Genomic DNA, 16955 nt, shown 5'->3' with positions numbered 1-16955 from the left:
GGCGGTTCAGGGAGAATCCGGCGTGGGGACCCAAGCTACTTCTCGGTCGCAAGACCTGGATCCACACGGTCGCCCACGCCGGGCTCTCGGCACCCAAGGTGCCAGATTGGCAAGAGATAAGATCCACGCCATGCGTGGATGTTCTGGGTAGATGCCGACCTTGGTCGGCACGCACGCCAACCAAGGTTGGCGACTACCGGTAGCCCAGCCACGCATGGCGTGGCCCTACCGGGTTGCCACCTGTGGCTCGCGAGCGGCGGCGCTCCATGCGCGCAGGCCGAACACGGCCAGGCCGAGGAAGAACACGTACAGCGCGGCGGTCACGTGCAGCGACTTGAACAGGTACGCACCCACATAGACCACGTCCACTGCGATCCATACCCACCAGCAGGCCACGTGGCGGCGGGCCTGCCACCATTGCCCGACCAGGCTCAGACCGGTCAGCAGCGCATCCAACCACGGCAGGGCAGCGTCGGTGAAGCTGTGCATGGCTGCACCCAGCGCCACGCCACCGCACAGGCCGATGGCCAGGTCGCGCAGCAGCGTGCCGCGTGCCAGCGGAACGATGCGGATGCTGCCCTCATCGGCGGCATGCTGTCGCCAGTTGAGCCAGCCATAGACCAGGAAACCACCGAAGGCGATCTGCAGCAGGGTGTCCGAGTACAGCTTGGCCTCGGCGAACACCAGGCCATACAGCGCCACCGACAGCAGGCCCACCGGCCACGCCGCCAGCCGGCGCCGGGCCATCAGCCAGACGCCGAGGATGCTGCACAGTGCGGAGGTCCACTCGAGCATCACGCCGCTCACAGCGCGAACGTCACCGACAGGCGGGCCTGTCGCGGTGCGCCGGGGAACAGGTAGTAGTCACCGCCGCTGCTGCCGGTATCGCGCCAGTAGAAGCGGTTGAACACGTTGTCCACCGACAGGTTCCAGGTCACTGTGCGCTCGCGCAGGCGATGCTGGAAACGCAGGCCAGCGTCGAACACTGAATAGTCCGGTGCGCGCACGCCGCCGTCGACACGTGCCACGTTGGCACCGGCATAGCGCCAGCCGCCGGTCACGTCCAGGCCCTGCACGAACGGCAGCGCGTAGGCCAGGTGCACGCTGGCGCGTACCTTCGGCACGTTCACCAGCTGATGGCCTTCATAGGCTGGCGTGCCGGTGTCGCGCGCGCGCGCCTGCAGCACGCTGGCGCTGGCCACGATCTGCAGCGCATCGGTCAGCTGGCCGTTGGCGGTCAGCTCCAGGCCGGTGTGGGTCTGCGTGCCTTCCTCGACGAAGGTGTAGCCGACGTCGCTGCTGTCCGGCTTGGCGTACTGGTACGGCTGCGAAATGCGGAACACGGCCGCGCCCAGGGTCAGCGCTTCGACCGGCACGTACTTCACGCCCACTTCCAGCTGCCGCGACTGCACCGACGGCAGGAAGGTGTCGGCGTTGCTGGTCCAGAACGGCGCTTCCTGGCCCAGCGAAATGCCGCGCACGTAGCTGGCATAGGCATTGAGCTGGTCGGTGGCCTTCCACACCACCGCGGTCTGCGGCAGGAAGCGCGACAGGCGGCTGTGCCGCTGCGGGGTGCCACGCTTGTCGTAGGCGCGCTCATCGAGGCGCACGAAGCGGCCACCGGCCAGCCACTGCCAGTCGTCACCGAAGCTCACCCGGTCCAGCGCGAAGAACGCGGTCTGGCGGCTGTCCAGGCGACGTGCGGATGGGCCCGGCATCTTCGGCGATGGCGCGAACACCGGCACCGGTGCCTCGTGGATGTTGCTGGTACCGACGTACTCGTTGACGCTCGGGCGCTTGTCCACGGTGCGGCGGAAGTAGTCGGCGCCGACGGTCAGGTGGTGACCGACGCTGCCGGTCTCGAAGCGGCCGCGCAGTTCGGCACGGGCCTGCTGGTTGCGGCGGGTGTCGTCCGGGCTGCGGTAGTCGTAGATGTCATAGTCGCCGTTGGGTGCGAAGTAGTTGCCTGGCACGCTGCCATCGGCACATTGCGCGGCGTAGTAGCAGCCGTAGGCGAAGGCGACGTTGTCATCGATCACCGAACGGCTGTGGCCGACCGATACACGTGATTGCCAGGCGTCGTTGAAGTCGTAGGTATGCAGCGCGGTGATGTTGGTGCTGGCGATATCCACCGGGCGCTGCCACGGCTGGTAGCCGAGCAGATGCTCGCGGTCGACACCGCGCGGCAGGTCACGCGCGCCCAGCAGCTGGTAGCCGGACACCGAGCGCTGCGAGCTGGTCTGGTAGTTGGCATCCACTTCCAGCTTGCCGCGCTCGCCGATCAGCCAGTCGGCGGCCAGCGAGTAGAAGTTGCGGCGGCCATCGGCGTGCTCGACGTAGGAATTGCTGGAATCCCATGCGGCATTCAGGCGGACGCCGAAGCGCGGGGTGATCCAGTGGCCGACATCGACGGCAACGTAGCGCGAGCCTTCCGAATCGGTGCCGAGCGTGGCGGTGCGCACTTCCGCCGGGCGCTTACCGATGTAATTGATGATTCCGCCCGGCGCCATCACGCCTGCCGCCAGGCCGGCTTCACCCTTGAGGATCTCCACCGACTGCACGTTCTCCAGCGCCAGGCGTTGTTCGCCGGCGATGGACAGCCCGTTGAAGCGGTAGCCGGTGGCCGCGTCCAGTGCGAAGCCTCGGATGGCGATGTTCTGGTAGTAGCCCACCGGCGCGTAGGCATCACCCAGCGAGGCATCGTTGCTGGCCAGCTCGGACAGCGAACGTACCTGGCGACCGTCGAGGTAATCGCGCTCGAGCACGTTCATCGACGCGGGCGTGTCCTTCCAGCTGCCGCCACCGAAGGCATTCACGCGCGAGGTATCGGCCTTCGGTTTGCCGGCCTGCACGCGCACCGCCGCCAGTTCGGTCGGCGAGCGCTCGGCGCCGGTGGCAGCCGCATCGGGGGACGTTTCGGCCTCGCTGGCGTGCAGCGGCAGCGCGGCGCAGAGGGCGAGGCAGAGCAGGGTGGGGCGCAGGCAGCGGTTCATTCGGTTCGTCTTCGGACAACAAGGGAGACGAAGCGACGGCGCGCAGGTGCACCGGCCCATGACGGGGGTGTGGCTGCGGCTCAAAGCTCCCTACGCCGGTGCAAACCGGATCAGGTTCCAAGGGACTCTCTCAGCCTGGCAGATCCAGGCACCCCCGCTTCAGGTGACCATTTCACTACAAATGGTACGGATTTGCGAGCCGGCGTCCTTCAGGCTGCCGCGTGCAGCGCGTTGAGCAGTGCCTGCCCCGGGGCGGTATGGAACCACGCCGGATGGCCGAGCATGAAGGGCTGCCACGCCACATCGGCATTGGCGGTCGAGCCGGTGACGCCCTCGAAATACTCCACTTCGGATAGTGCGAAGTCGAAATGCACCATCGGCAGCAGGTCGGCCAGCAGGTGCACGCGTGCCGCCGACAGCGGAAGCACCTGGCGGTAGCCGTCGAGCAGGGCCAGCGCAATATCGATGCGCACCGCCTCCATGCCGCGCTCCAGTTCCAGCCACGCCACCGCGTTGCGCTCGATCGCCGTGGCGAGGTCGAACAGCGCACTGGTGGGCGAGGCCAGGCCGAAATCCAGCACGGTACTGATCTGCCCATCGCGCCACAGCAGGTTGGAAACGTGCCAGTCGTTGTGCGCCCACAACCGTGGCTCATCGCGCAGGCGCTCGGCCAGGCCGGCATGCCACGGCAGCACGTCGCGCTGCAACTGCGCTTCCCATGGAATGCGCGCGAGATAGCGGGCCAGCCCGGGACGCTCGTGCAGCCCTGCCTTGATGGCCGCGATCGGATCGTCAGCACGGATCAGATCGTCGCGCGCGACCAGCACATGGGTGCTGCGTTGGGGCGCGTGGTAGCTGGCGGCGGCCCGGTGCAGCTGCGCGAGTGTGCGCCCGGCTTCGCGGGCCTGCGCGACATCGGTCAGCAGCGACCACGACACGGCGTCGCGGTACAGGTCCTCGCCGACGCCGATCGCATGCAGCTCGAACGTCCATTCGCCATGTTCGGCCGCAGTGTGGCCATCGGCCGCTGGCAGCACCTGCACCACCGGTACGCCCGCTGCGGCGAGATGGGCGATGAAGCGATGCTCTTCTTCCAGGCAGGCCGTGCTGCGCACGCTGTGGTGGTGGCGCTTGATGAACACCGCGCCTTCCACGCCGTTGACGATGGCGGCAGCCGACAGCGGCCGCGGGCTGTGCCAGCGCGGTTCGCTGCGCTCGTCCAGCTGCGGGTAGTGCTGGCGCAGCCACGCGATGTCCGCCGCGCTGATCGGTGGCCAGTCGGCAGCGACCTCGTCGTTGTTGAGGCCCTGCACGCGGTGGGAGGAAGAAGTCATGCCGCAGCCCCAGTGGGGAAAGTCACATCCAAGGCTGCGCATTCAACGCCATGCACGCGGCCAACGCAAACGGGCGGGTCATCGACCCGCCCGTCCGTGCATCGGCATGGGAGATGCCGCGCTGCTTACCAGCCGCGATGGCGACCGCGGTCGTGGTAGTAGCGGTTGTCGTAGTAGCGCTCGCGCTGCCAGCGACGGTCATCACCGCGGTCGTAGTAGCCGCTGCGGTAGTAGCCACGGTCGTAACGGCGATCGTAGCGGTCGTCGTAACGGCGATTGTCGTAGTAACGGCGGTCGCGGCGGTCGGAGGTGGTCAAGTTGCCGATCGCGCCGCCGGCCACGGCGCCGCCGACGGTGGCAGCGGGATCGCCGTTGGAGAGCAGGTTGCCGGCCACGCCACCGACCACGGCGCCGACCAGGGTGCGCTTGTCCTTCCTCGACATCGCGCTGGCATCGCTGACCACGGCGACACCGGCAACCAGTGCCAGGGCCATCGCCAGACCACGGAAGCTGAGTGTGGAAGTACTGAGCATGTTCGTTCTCCTGTGAGGTGCATGCCACGCTGGGCAGGGAGGGCGCGGGCGCCCCGGCTGCCGTGGAGACCACGCTGACGTTCCAACATTGCCGGAACATTGCCTGGTCCACCGTGCGGCTTGCGCATTCATCTAGCGGCAGGCGGCATGAAGCAAGGCTGAAAGCGGCCTCGGCCGCTCAGCTGGCAGAAAGGGAAAAGGCCACGCGGACGTGGCCCTCCCTTCTCTGCCAAGGCGTTGCGGGCTTAGATGCCCATCGCCTTCTGTGCCTGCCGGGCCTGCTCCTGCTGGGCGTCCTGCTGCTGGTGCAGCACGTTAGGCGCGCCCTGCACGGCACCGCTGCTGAGCGCGATGCTCTGCTCGCTGGCGGCTCGGGCCTCCACCGCCACGCGGCTGGCCGCCGGGTCACCGATCGTGCCCTGCACGGCAAACAGGCGTTCACCGTTCGGGCTGGGCACCACCGTGTCGATGCGCTGCAGGCCGGCGGCATGCGCCTCCTTGGTCAGGGCCGCCGCGGCGCTTTCCAGCGCGTGGCGATCCTTGAAGGTGCCGGCCGGCAACAGTTCCAGACCCTTGCTGGCCTGGATGAAGAGCGGATTGCGCGGGTGCCGTTCGTCGTTCAGCAGCGGGCGCTCGCGGGCTTCCTTGATGGCCTCCAGCGTCTTCGCCCCGACAATGCCGTCGGCCACCAGGCCGTTGTCCTTCTGCAGCTGGCGCACCGCCGCGTCGGTGTTGCGGCCGAAGCGGCCATCCTCGACCAGCGGCTTGCCGTCGGCACCGACGTAGCCGAGGTGGCCCAGCTGCTCCTGCACCTTGCGCACGCCCTCGCTGTGCGCGCCCTGCTTGTACAGTTCGGCGTGCGGCGTGGCAGCGGCCTTGTGCTCGGCGGCAGGCTTGCCCTGGGCCTGCTCGTGCGACGGGGTGCGGTTTTCCAGCAGGTCGCGCGCCTTGGACAGCGGATCGGAGGCGTACAGCTTCCAGTTCGGGTGGTCCTTCACCTGCTTGAGGTAGTCCTCGACCGGCATGGTGTGCACGCCCTTGCTGCCGGTGGACTGGCTGATCAGCAGCTTGTCGGTGGTGGGGTCGCGCACCACCATCACGATGTGGTCGATGCCGTTCCAGTGCTCGTGGCGGGTCCTGGCCGTATCCAGGCCGATGATCATGCCTTCCTTCAGCGCACCGGGCTTGAGGATCGCGTCGCGGTCAAGCAGCACGCCGGACTGGTCGAATGCCTTGCGCACGATGCCGCCGGAACCCAGGTTGCCCAGGTCGATGCGATCGGCCTTGCTGAAGACCGCATGCCCGGCCTTCTGGTTGATCTCGTCCATGGTGCGGTTCTGCAGCGTGCCGACCCAGCCGGAGCAGTCGATGTAACCCTGCTCCACGTTCTTGCCGGTCTTGCCCGGTACGTACAGCGCGTGACCCGGAATGTTGATGGCGTACTTCACGTGGTCGTACTTCACGCCGGCCTCGTAGGCGGCCTGCAGTTCGATGCCCGGCTTCGGTGTGGCAGCCGCCGCTGCGGTTGCCGCCAGCGTGGCTGCACCCGCCGCCACGGCTGCGCTGGCCTGTGCAGGCGCGGCCGGGGCCTGGCCCTGGCCCTGCGCCACCGCCTGCGGTTCGATGTTCTTTTCCGGAATGCTGATCGCCGCGTACTTGTGGATGTAGTAGCTGGAGAACGTCCGCGCCAGGTCGCCATCGTTCATGCCGCGCATCTCGGCCAGGGTGTGGCCGGTCAGCGCCTTCGCGTCGGAACCGATCTGGTTCAGCACGTTGCGGCGCATGTTGATCTCTTCGCCGTGGCCGTTGCGGACCACGCCGAAGGTGCCGGTGGCAATCGCGGTCTGCACCGAGCCATAGCCGGCGCTGCCCTGCTGGTGGGCCAGGTACAGGTCCAGGCCGGTCGGCGTACTGCCTCCGGACAGGTACGGGTGGCCGGTGCGCTCGTTGCGGCGTGCCATCGAGTCCAGGTTGTCCTGGTACATCTTTGCGGCCGCTTCGGTGTTGCGGGTCGGGTCGAACTCGTGGCCGGTCAGGTGGTACTGGCGCGCGGAGCCGGGCACGAACTGGAACAGGCCCTTGGCGCCGGACGAGGTATTGTGGGCGCGCTCGTTGAAGGTGCCGCCGGTCTCGATGTGCGCGAAGCGCATGAAGTCATCGACCGGAAGGCCTTTCTGCCGGGCGACCTGCTCGACGATGTCCAGAACTTCCTTTCTGCTGTAGTCATGCTGTGCCATGACGTTTTCCTCGGGGTTGATGGAGCGGCGCATGCCGCGAATCGCCAACCGGACTCATCCGTGAGTCAAGAACATGTCGGTCAACAGGAAACCCGCGCGTGGGCGGGTGCTATCAGGGCGCGACGTACTGCTGGGTCGCGCTGTCGAAGGTGTAGTGCACGGCGTCGCCGGCGCCCAGCGCACGGGTCTTGCCGGGGCCTTCGATGGTGGTGCCCTTGAAGGTCACGGTCAGTCGCGGCAGGCCGCTGCCGTCGGCAGCGAAGGCCAGTTCGCCATCGCTGTCGGTGCAGGGCATCACGTTGCCTTCGTCGCAGGCGGCGCTGTTGTCCTCGCCCGTACGCACCGAGCCGACATAGCGCCAGACCTTGCTGTCCACGTCGTCTTCGCTGCGCTTGGGGTTGAACAGCAGCAGCGCATAGCCGGTGCTGCTGATGCCGCGGTCGAAGCTGCTGGTCGGCACCGCCAGCAGCAGGCGACCGTCGGCGGTGCGATGTTCAAGCGGCTTGCGCCGGGTATCGACATCGTCGGCCTTGTCGTACGCGCCCAGCGCGCCGATGGTCCATTCCTGGCCACGGAACTTCCATGGCTTCTTCGCGTCGGTGCCGGCCAGCACGAAAGTGGCCTCGGCGAGGTTGGCGCGGTCATCCGGACCGGCCGGCGTCTGCTCGCCCGGCTTGCCGTAGTGCTCGCGGGTATCCCAGGAGAAACCCGTGTAATACGTGGTGCCATCGAGGGTGAAGGTGTGGCCGAACCAGAAGGTCGCCACGCTGCCGTTCTGGACCTCGTAGGAGGTCGCGCCATCACCGTCCACCTGGTAGGTGAAATACATCACGGTCGGCGCGTCGGGCGGGGTGACGGCGGTGTCGGGAGAGGTGTTCTGCATCGGGGCAACATCCTGTCGGGGCGCATCGGCAGCCTGCACGGGGGCGCCAGGCTGGGAGGACGAGGGGGCCGGATCGGCGGCGCTGCAGGCCGCAGCGGAAAGAGAGACGAGCAGGCACGCCGCGAATGCGCGCAGGGGCCGCAACGGCAGGGTCCAACATGGCTCGGGGGGGTGATGCATGCGCCTCTCCATGGTCAGCGTTGCCGGGCCAGACGGCCGGCAGGAAACCGCACCCCATCCACCTGGGACGGGAGCGAGGACATGAGCCGGCCGATTCCTTCGACCTCGCATTGAAAACCCATGCCGGGTCATCTTGGCACAGAACGGCGGCCGGTCAAAGAGGGCGGTGACAGATGCCCTCACAGTGTGATCTGGTTCTCAGATCTTGCCGTCGCGCAGGTAGTCGAACAGTTCGGCGTCGCCCTTCAGGCCCAATTTGAGCATGGCGTCGCCTTTCTGCCGGCTGATGGTGCTGACGCTCTTGTGCAGCTGCAGCGAGATCTCCTTCACCGTCATGCCGGTGCCGAGCAGCCGCAGCACTTCCACCTCGCGTGGCGACAAAGGCTTGCCGTCGCCCTCGCGCATGCGCCAGCTGCCCGCAGCCTCGACCCGCTCACGCAGGCTCCGGCTGATGTAGGGCTGGCCCCGATAGACCGCCTGGATGGCCTGCGGTAGTTCGTCCATCGACGAGCTCTTGTCGACCAGGCCGAGCACGCCGCTGTCGAGCACCATGCGCAGGATCGCCAGGTTGTTGGAGACGCTGAGCATCAGCACCGGCAGGTCGGGGAAGCGGCGGCGGATCATGCCGATCATGGCGAAGCCGTCGGCCTGTGGGCTGCCCGGCATGGAATAGTCGGTCACCAGCAGGTCGCAGGGTTGGCTGCCGAGCAGGGCCATCAGCGCCTGCGCGCTGTCAGCCTCGCCGACCACGCGGCCGACCCCGCTCGATTCGATGACGGCGCGGGTACCGATACGGACCACAGGGTGGTCGTCTGCGATGATGATGCGCAAGCTCATTGCTCTAGTATGGCCACCGGGCAAGCCGGGCCGCGACCATCGCGGCCCTGTCAGGATTCTAGGAGATCGACGCCGATGCGTAGCTGGGCTGTTCGCGGGCTGGTCCTGCTGCTGGCCGTGCTGGTGCTGCCCGTGGCGCTGGCACAGGCAGTGCCTGGGCTGTTGCCGCTCAGTCCCCTGCAGCGCGAGTACCTCGCCGCCCATCCAAGCATCGTCGTGGGGCAGTATGACAGCGGCTGGCCACCATTCGAGTCACTCCGTGATGGCCAGCAGGTGGGTCTGGGTCCGGATTATCTGTCGCTTCTTGCCCGTCAGTTGGGTGTGAAGGTCGAGGCCCGTCGTTTTCCGGATTGGACCTCCGTGCTGGATGCGGCATGTCGTGGCGAGATCGATGTGGTGATGAATGTCGGTCTGAGTGCCGACCGCACCCGCTGCATGGTCTATACCGCCGCCTATGGCGAGGCACCGCTGGCCCTGGTGGGCCGCCCCGACGACCTGCGTGCCTCGGACAATCCCGATCTGGATGGACTGCGGGTGGTGATCGAGCAGGATTTCCTGACCGGCCCGCAGGTGCGCGCGCGTTTTCCACAGGCCCGTCAGCTTGTCGCAAACAGCTCGTTGGCGGCACTCGAGATGGTCAGAGACGACAAAGCTGATGTCTATATCGGCAATGCCTATGTCGCCACCGAACTGATCGCCACCCAGCGCCTGCAGGGCGTGGTGCTGCTGCGGCCGAGCGATCTGCCTCCCGAACGCCTGCACTTCGGTGTACCCAACAGCAAGCAGCCGCTGGCAGAAGCGTTGGATCTGGCCCTGGCTGCGACCAGCCAGGCCCAGCGCGATGCCCTGGTGCAGCGCTGGCTGCCGCCACCGCAGTGGTCGGCATCGGCGCAGATGGCGCTGAGCCGGGCCGAGAAGCGGGTGCTGGAACAGCCGTTGAAGATCGGTTTCGCACCGAACGCGGCGCCGCTGTCGTTCACCGACGAGCAGGGCAAGCCCAGCGGCCTGGCCAGTGAGTACCTGCGCCGTCTGATGCAGGCCGGCGCCAACCTGCAGCCGGAGAGCAGCCACGACTGGTATGAGGTGCGCGAGAAGGCCCGCCGTGGCGAGCTGCAGGCGGTGATGGGAATTCCGGCCGATTCGCGCTACCTGGGGCCGGATTGGGTGTTCAGCCAGCCCTTCATCAGTGTGCCGAACGTGATCGTCAGCCGCGTCGACAGCCCAGCCCTGCTGGGCATGTCGGACCTGCAGGGCAAGCGCGTGCTGCTGTCCGATCCCGAGCGTGTGCGGGGCTACGTGCTGCAGCAGGCACCGCAGGCCCGGATCATGGCGGCACGCAGTGCGGAACAGGCGATGCAGCGGCTGCTTGATGGCGAGGCCGATGCCTACGTGGGCAATCTGGCGGTGGTCGACTACCTGCTGCGCAGTCGTTTCCCCGGCCGCCTGCAGGTCGCTGCACCGGCGGGCTTCAACGATCAGCTGGTGCTGGCGGTGGAGCGGCGGCATGCCGCACTGGCGACCACCTTCGATCGCCTGCTGCTGCAGATGACGCCGCGCAAGCATGAGGCGCTGCGTGGCGACTGGCTGGCGGTGGAGTATCGCAATGGCGTTGACTGGAAAAGCGCACTGCACTGGGGCCTGCCACTGCTGGTGGTGCTGCTGACCGCGTTGTTGGTGCATGGCATCGGCTACTGGCGCCTGCGCCGCGAAGTGACCAGTCGGCGTCATCTGGAACAGCGACTGGCCGAGGTCACCGACAACCTGCCTGCGGTGGTCTACCAGGCACGCCGCGACGCCGATGGCGTGCTCAGCTTCCCGTTCATCGCCGGTGATCTGCAGGCGTTGTTCGGAATCAGCCGGCAGCAGGCCGAGCAGGACGCCAGGACGCTGCTGGAACGCATTGAGGAAGACGATCGCGCACACATCCTGCAGGCCGTCGAACAGGCCGCGCGCCAGTTCGCGCCGCTGATCCTCGAGTTCCGCCTGCGCGCCGAGGGCGAAGGCGCGCGCTGGGTGCGCAGCCAGGCCCATCCGTATGCCGCAGAAGCCGGTGCGGTGACCTGGAGTGGCTACTGGGTGGATGTGAGCGAAGCGCGTGCACAGGCCGACGCCCTGGTCACGGCCAAGGCCGAGGCCGAGCAGGCGGCGGAAGCGAAGTCGCGCTTCCTGGCGACCATGAGCCATGAAATCCGCACGCCGATGAGTGGCGTGCTGGGCATGCTGGAAGTGCTGGCGCATTCGCCGCTGGACATCGAACAGCAGCGCATCCTGGGGGTGATCGAGGACTCGGCGCAGATGCTGCGGCAGATCCTGGACGACATCCTCGACTACTCACGGCTGGAGGCTGGCGCACTGCGCCTTGAGCCGGTGCCGCAGCCGCTGCGGCCGTTGCTGGAGAGCGTGTGCCGCCTGCTCTCCGCACAGGCCAGTGCACGTGGGTTGGCGCTGCACGTGCAGATTGACCCGCAGCTGGCGCCGGCCCACGAAGTGGATGGCGTACGCCTGCGCCAGATCGTGTTCAACCTGCTCAGCAACGCCATCAAGTTCACCGCGCAGGGCGAGGTTCGCCTGCAGCTGGAGGTGCTGGGGCCGACCAGCGAGGAGGGGGCTCAGCCGCTGTGCCTGAGTGTCACCGATACCGGCATCGGCATTGCACCGGAACAACTGCAGCACCTGTTCGCGCCGTTCACCCAGGCCGGTGCCTACATCCAGCGAGACCACGGTGGCACCGGGTTGGGCTTGAGCATCTGCCAGCGTCTGGTGCAGATGATGGACGGCGAGCTGGCGTTGCACAGTACGCTGGGCGAGGGCACCCGCGCCGAGGTGCGGCTGTCGCTGGTGGAGGCCGGTAGTGGCGATGTCGAGGCCCTGGTGGCCGAGCAGGATCAGGTGGCGCTGCTGCCTGCGCCGCTGCGCGAGGCACGGGTGCTGGTGATCGAGGACCATCCGACCAACCAGGCGATGATGGCCTGGCGCCTGCAGCAGCTGGGCGTGCCGCACGTGATTGTCGGTGACGGCCAGCAGGGACTGGATCGGCTGTCGTCGGAGAGCTTCGATCTGGTGATCACTGACTGCCGGATGCCGGTGCTGGATGGCTTTGGCTTCACCCGGCTGCTGCGCGAACGCGAGGGACGCACCGGGCAACCCCGGCTGGCCGTGCTGGCGCTGACCGCCAGCGTGCTGGACGACGATGCGCGTCGTTGCCGTGAAGCCGGCATGGATGAGGTGCTGGCCAAGCCATTGTCATTGGCGACGCTGCGCGCGGCACTGCTGCGCTGGTTGCCGCAGGCGCAGGGGCAACGGTTCGAGGAGCCCCTGGCCGAGTCCGCTGCCGTCGATGACAGGACGCTGCCCGATCTGGACAGCCTGCAGCGGCGCTTCGGCTCACGTGCGGTGGCCGAGCGGTTGCGCGACAGCCTGCTGCAGGCCAGTGCAGGTGACCTGGCCGCTGTGCAGCGCGCGCTGGAGGCCGGCGACCGTGAGGCTGCCGCGCTGCACCTGCATCGCCAGGCCGGTGGCTTGGGCGCGGTGGGAGCGACGGTGCTGGCTGCGCAGGCCAATGCCCTGGTCGAACGCCTGCAGGATGCGGCCGAGACCGATCCGGAGCCGTTGTTCACCGCGGTGGCGGCATTCGTGGCGCGGCTGCAACAGCAGTTGCAGCGCCTGGCTCACTGAGCCGACTGCTGATGCAGGTAGGCGATCACCAGCGCACGGCGTTCGGCGCTGGGGAAGGCGTTGTACATGCGTGTGCCCGGTACAACATGGGTGGGTGACTGCAGGAACGCATCCAGGGTCTGCGCGGTCCAGGTGATGTCGGCGCGGCGCATGCCATCGGAGTAGCCGTAGTCGGGCAGGCTGCCGGCGCGCCGGCCGATCACGCCGTGCAGGTTCGGCCCGAAGCGGTGGATGCCCCCGGGCTGCACGGTGTGGCAGCCGGCACACAGTTCAAACGCGCGCTGCATGGCCTGCTGCTGCGCCTGTTCCGGTGTGGCCGGTGCCGCAGGCGGGCGCTGGCAGGCCGTGGCCGCCAGGGCCACGGCAACGGTGATGAGCAGGCGGAAAGCACGCATGGGCGGGCAGGATAGCGACGCAGCGGGGCAGGTGGGCTGCGACACGCGGTCGCAGCCCGTGGCGTTCACATGCCCGAGTAGTTCGGGCCGCCGCCGCCCTGCGGGGTCACCCACACGATGTTCTGGGTGGGGTCCTTGATGTCGCAGGTCTTGCAGTGCACGCAGTTCTGCGCGTTGATCTGCAGGCGCGCGCTGTCGGCTTCGCCGACGAACTCGTACACGCCGGCCGGGCAGTAGCGCGCTTCCGGGCCTGCGTACTCGGCCAGGTTCACCTTCACCGGAATGCTCGGGTCCTTCAGCGTCAGGTGGCTGGGCTGGTTCTCGTCGTGGTTGGTGCTGCTCAGGAACACCGAGCTGAGTCGATCGAAGGTCAGCACGCCATCCGGCTTCGGGTAGGCGATGCGGGTGTGCTTGGCCGCCGGTTCCAGGCAGGCGTGGTCGGGTTGGGTGCGGTGCAGGGTCCACGGCGGGTTGCGCACGCCCAGCTTGGGAAGCAGCCACTGTTCCACGCCGGTCATCAGCGTGGCCACGGTCTGGCCCTTCTTGAACCACTGCTTGAAGTTCTTGGCCTGCTGCAGTTCGGTGAACAGCCAGCTGGCTTCGAACGCCGTCGGATAGGCACTCAGTTCATCGTGCTGGCGGTCGGCGGCCAGTGCATCGAACGCGGCGTCGGCGCACAGCATGCCGGTCTTGATCGCGGCGTGGCTGCCCTTGATGCGGCTGGCGTTGAGGTAGCCGGCCTCGCAGCCGACCAGCGCGCCACCGGGGAACACCGTCTTCGGCAGCGACAACAGGCCACCGGCGGTGATCGCACGCGCGCCGTAACCGATGCGGGTGCCACCCTCCAGGTGCTTGCGGATGGAAGGATGGGTCTTGAAACGCTGGAACTCTTCAAACGGGCTCAGCCACGGGTTCCTGTAGTCCAGGCCGACCACGTAGCCGATGGCGACCTTGCCGCCGTCGGCGTGGTACAGGAACGCGCCGCCGTAGGTGTCGCTGTCCAGCGGCCAGCCGGCGGCATGCACCACCAGGCCCGGCTCATGCTTGGCCGGGTCGATCTGCCACAGTTCCTTGATGCCGATGCCGTAGGCCTGCGGGTCCTTGCCTTCGTCCAGCTTGTAGCGGGCGATCAGCTGGCGACCGAGGTGGCCGCGTGCGCCTTCGGCGAAGATCGTGTACCTGGCGTGCAGCGCCATGCCGCGCTCGAAGGCCGGGCCGATGCTGCCGTCCTTCTCGATGCCCATGTCGCCGGTGGCCACGCCGATCACTTCACCGTTGTCGCCGAACAGCACTTCGGCGGCGGCGAAGCCGGGGAAGATCGCCACTTCCAGCGCCTCGGCCTGCTGCGCCAGCCAGCGGGTCACTTCGCCCAGGCTGATGATGTAGTTGCCTTCGTTGTGGAAGCACTCCGGCAGCAGCGCGTTGGGCGTGCTGCGTGCGCCGGTTTCGCTGAGGAACAGGAATTCGTCGCGGGTGACCTTCTGCTTCAGCGGTGCGCCACGCTCGGCCCAGTCCGGGAACAGTTCGGCCAGCGCGCGCGGATCCATCACCGCGCCGGACAGCACGTGCGCGCCTGGTTCGGACCCCTTCTCCAGCACGCACACCGACAACTCGCGGCCGGCTTCGATCGCGCGCTGGCGCAGGCGGATCGCGGTGGCCAGGCCGGCGGGGCCGGCGCCGACGATCACCACGTCGAATTCCATTACTTCACGCGGGGGCAGGGCGTTGGCTTCAGCGCTCATCGATTGCATGACTCGTGGGTAGGGCCGGCATCGGGGCCACCGGCGGTGCCTGGGAATCGCGCGTGCAGCCACGGGCGAAACGGTTGTTTGAATGTGTCAGGGTACCGGGACGCGCGTGATCGAGCTAGATCGGCGATGTTCACGCCCGGATTGCTGCAATGCAGCGTAGGGCCGCAGCCCTGCCGGTGCCGACCCTGGCCGGCACGCGCTGTGCGGATGACCGACAATGGCCCGGTCCTGACTGCGCGTGAGTGCCATGGCTTTGCATCCGTACGATCTGTTCGATGTCCGTTCCCTGCTCAACGAGGAAGAGCGCGCGGTGCAGGAGAGCGTCGCCCGCTTCACCAACGAGCGCGTGCTGCCGATCATCGGCGATGCCTTCGACCAGGCCCGTTTCCCCGCCGAGCTGGTGCCGGAGATCGCGTCTCTGGGCCTGCTCGGCGCGACACTGCCGGCCGAATACGGTGGCGGTGGCCTCGGCGCGGTCAGCTATGGCCTGATCTGCCAGGAGCTGGAGCGCGGCGATTCTGGCCTGCGCAGCTTCGTTTCGGTGCAGAGCTCGCTGTGCATGTATCCCATCTACGCGTACGGCAGCGAGGAACAGCGCCAGCAGTGGCTGCCGGCGATGGCACGCGGCGAGCTGATCGGCTGCTTCGGCCTGACAGAGGCGCACGGCGGGTCCGACCCGGCCAGCATGAAGACCCGCGCGGTGCGCGACGGCAGCGACTGGCGCATCAGCGGCAGCAAGATGTGGATCACCAGCGGCCCGGTGGCCGACCTGGCCATCGTCTGGGCACAGACCGAAGATGGCATCCAAGGCTTCGTGCTGGAAAAGGGCATGGCCGGCTTCACCACGCAGGAGATCAAGCACAAGATGAGCCTGCGCGCGTCGCTGACCGGCGCGCTGTTCTTCGATGACGTGCGCGTGCCCGACAGCCATCGCCTGCCGAACGTGAAGGGCCTGAAGGGGCCGCTGGGCTGCCTGACCCAGGCCCGTTACGGCATCAGCTGGGGGCCGATCGGTGCGGCGATTGCCTGCCTGGATGAAGCGCTGGGCTATGCCAAGGAGCGCGTGCTGTTTGGTCGTCCGCTGGCGGCCACGCAGAGCGCGCAGATCAAGCTGGCCGAGATGGCCCGCCGCATCACCACCGCGCAGCTGCTGGCCTTGCAGCTGGGCCGCCTGAAGGAAGCCGGCCAGCTGCAGCCGCAGCAGGTCAGCCTGGCCAAGTGGAACAACTGCCGCATGGCGATCGACATCGCCCGCGAGTGTCGCGATCTGCTTGGTGGGGCTGGGATCACCACCGAGCACGTGGCGATCCGCCACGCGCTGAACCTGGAATCGGTGATCACCTATGAAGGCACCGAGACCGTGCACCAGCTGGTGATCGGCCGCGAACTGACCGGCATCAACGCGTTCTGAGTGCACCGGTAGTGCCGGCCGCTGGCCGGCGTTGCCGAGTAGGGTGGGCGACATGGGACGCCTATCCGGAGATGCAAGCTGAATGAAGAACAATCCCGTTGTAAGGCTGCTGTGTCTCCCGTTGCTCTTCCAAGCCTCCGTGCTGCAGATGGCGTGGGCAGGCGACGGAGATGATGGGGCATGGGCAGGCAGCTATTCGCAGGCGAGCGATCTGTGTACCGAACCTGGCAACGGACGTAGTTGCCGCGATGGGTTCAGGGACCGCCTGTCGATCGTCGAAGAATCACTAGGCTATAGGGTTGAGCTGCACAGTACCCAGGCGATGCAGCACGTCTGCTCCTTCGTGCTGCATATGAATCCAGAAGGCGGAAAACTGATTCATCAGTCCGAACTAGGCACAGTGGCTATCGAGAAACATGCAGGTGCGCTGAGAGTCTCATCCGGCGGGATCGACCCGACGGTAACGGGCTTGGGCATGTGCGGTGCGCATGCCGATATTGATGGTCTGGAGTTTTCTTCTGTGGGCAATCGCACGCGCCCCGGGCAACGCAAGGGCGCCCACTCCTGATTGATCCAGGCGGAAGGCATCCACGCATGGCGTGGATCTTATCTCTTGCCAATCTGGCACCTTGGGTGCCGAGAGCCCGGCGTGGGCGACCGTGTGGATCCAGGTCTTGCGACCGAGAAGTAGCTTGGGTCCCCACGCCGGATTCTCCCTGAACCGCC

At 67.3% G+C, this 16955-nt stretch carries 12 protein-coding genes and 1 riboswitch; of the genes, 3 read left to right on the top strand and 9 right to left on the bottom strand.

Annotation, left to right across the window (positions count from 1 at the left end; all coding sequences use genetic code 11):
* Window positions 1–225: 225 nt before the first annotated feature.
* The 7 genes from pnuC to AC5P9P_RS20280 all read right to left on the bottom strand — a co-directional run bounded on the left by pnuC (window position 226) and on the right by AC5P9P_RS20280 (window position 8997).
* Window positions 226–795: a nicotinamide riboside transporter PnuC gene (gene pnuC, locus AC5P9P_RS20310; RefSeq protein ID WP_049402883.1), complete on the bottom strand. Its 570-nt coding sequence runs from the start codon at window positions 793–795 to the stop codon at window positions 226–228.
* Window positions 796–803: 8 nt separating this feature from the next.
* A complete protein-coding gene (locus tag AC5P9P_RS20305; protein WP_049402845.1) occupies window positions 804–2993 on the bottom strand; it encodes a TonB-dependent receptor in 2190 nt (729 codons plus the stop codon).
* A gap of 70 nt (window positions 2994–3063) precedes the next feature.
* Window positions 3064–3159: riboswitch (TPP riboswitch) on the bottom strand.
* Window positions 3160–3202: 43 nt separating this feature from the next.
* Window positions 3203–4327: a phosphotransferase enzyme family protein gene (locus AC5P9P_RS20300; RefSeq protein WP_033835102.1), complete on the bottom strand. Its 1125-nt coding sequence runs from the start codon at window positions 4325–4327 to the stop codon at window positions 3203–3205.
* Window positions 4328–4452: 125 nt separating this feature from the next.
* The gene (locus tag AC5P9P_RS20295; protein WP_014645533.1) at window positions 4453–4860 is read right to left on the bottom strand and encodes a glycine zipper 2TM domain-containing protein; all 408 of its coding nucleotides are present in this window, start codon (window positions 4858–4860) and stop codon (window positions 4453–4455) included.
* A gap of 245 nt (window positions 4861–5105) precedes the next feature.
* Complete coding sequence (locus tag AC5P9P_RS20290; RefSeq protein WP_033835107.1) at window positions 5106–7097, bottom strand: peptidoglycan-binding protein; 1992 nt, start codon at window positions 7095–7097, stop codon at window positions 5106–5108.
* 112 nt (window positions 7098–7209) lie between these two features.
* A complete protein-coding gene (locus AC5P9P_RS20285) occupies window positions 7210–7980 on the bottom strand; it encodes a hypothetical protein (RefSeq protein WP_049402844.1) in 771 nt (256 codons plus the stop codon).
* Window positions 7981–8358: 378 nt separating this feature from the next.
* Complete coding sequence (locus AC5P9P_RS20280) at window positions 8359–8997, bottom strand: response regulator (RefSeq protein ID WP_005407620.1); 639 nt, start codon at window positions 8995–8997, stop codon at window positions 8359–8361.
* A 75-nt stretch (window positions 8998–9072) separates the two neighbouring features.
* Between AC5P9P_RS20280 and AC5P9P_RS20275 the strand changes: the two genes are divergently transcribed.
* Entirely contained in the window at window positions 9073–12672 is a 3600-nt protein-coding gene (locus tag AC5P9P_RS20275) for an ATP-binding protein (RefSeq protein WP_049402843.1), read from the top strand.
* On the opposite strand, the gene AC5P9P_RS20270 is transcribed toward AC5P9P_RS20275, so the two are convergent.
* Together AC5P9P_RS20270 and AC5P9P_RS20265 are read right to left on the bottom strand one after the other, a co-directional pair.
* On the bottom strand, window positions 12666–13067 hold the full coding sequence (locus AC5P9P_RS20270; RefSeq protein ID WP_033835512.1) for a c-type cytochrome: 402 nt from the start codon (window positions 13065–13067) through the stop codon (window positions 12666–12668). The genes AC5P9P_RS20275 and AC5P9P_RS20270 overlap by 7 nt on opposite strands.
* Before the next feature lie 65 nt (window positions 13068–13132).
* A complete protein-coding gene (locus AC5P9P_RS20265) occupies window positions 13133–14809 on the bottom strand; it encodes an electron transfer flavoprotein-ubiquinone oxidoreductase (RefSeq protein ID WP_033835513.1) in 1677 nt (558 codons plus the stop codon).
* A gap of 256 nt (window positions 14810–15065) precedes the next feature.
* Between AC5P9P_RS20265 and AC5P9P_RS20260 the strand changes: the two genes are divergently transcribed.
* Both AC5P9P_RS20260 and AC5P9P_RS20255 read left to right on the top strand, forming a co-directional pair.
* Window positions 15066–16229 carry an acyl-CoA dehydrogenase family protein gene (locus AC5P9P_RS20260; RefSeq protein ID WP_033835514.1) on the top strand — a complete coding sequence of 388 codons (1164 nt, stop codon included), beginning with the start codon at window positions 15066–15068 and terminating at the stop codon, window positions 16227–16229.
* An 82-nt stretch (window positions 16230–16311) separates the two neighbouring features.
* Window positions 16312–16797 (top strand): hypothetical protein, encoded by a 486-nt coding sequence (locus tag AC5P9P_RS20255; protein ID WP_152905591.1) that lies wholly within the window; start codon window positions 16312–16314, stop codon window positions 16795–16797.
* Window positions 16798–16955 lie beyond the last annotated feature (158 nt).

This window comes from Stenotrophomonas sp. YJH_SMC_14-1, assembly GCF_059372275.1.
Note: the sequence above shows the minus strand (reverse complement) of the source record. Positions and strands in the feature narration are given on the sequence as shown.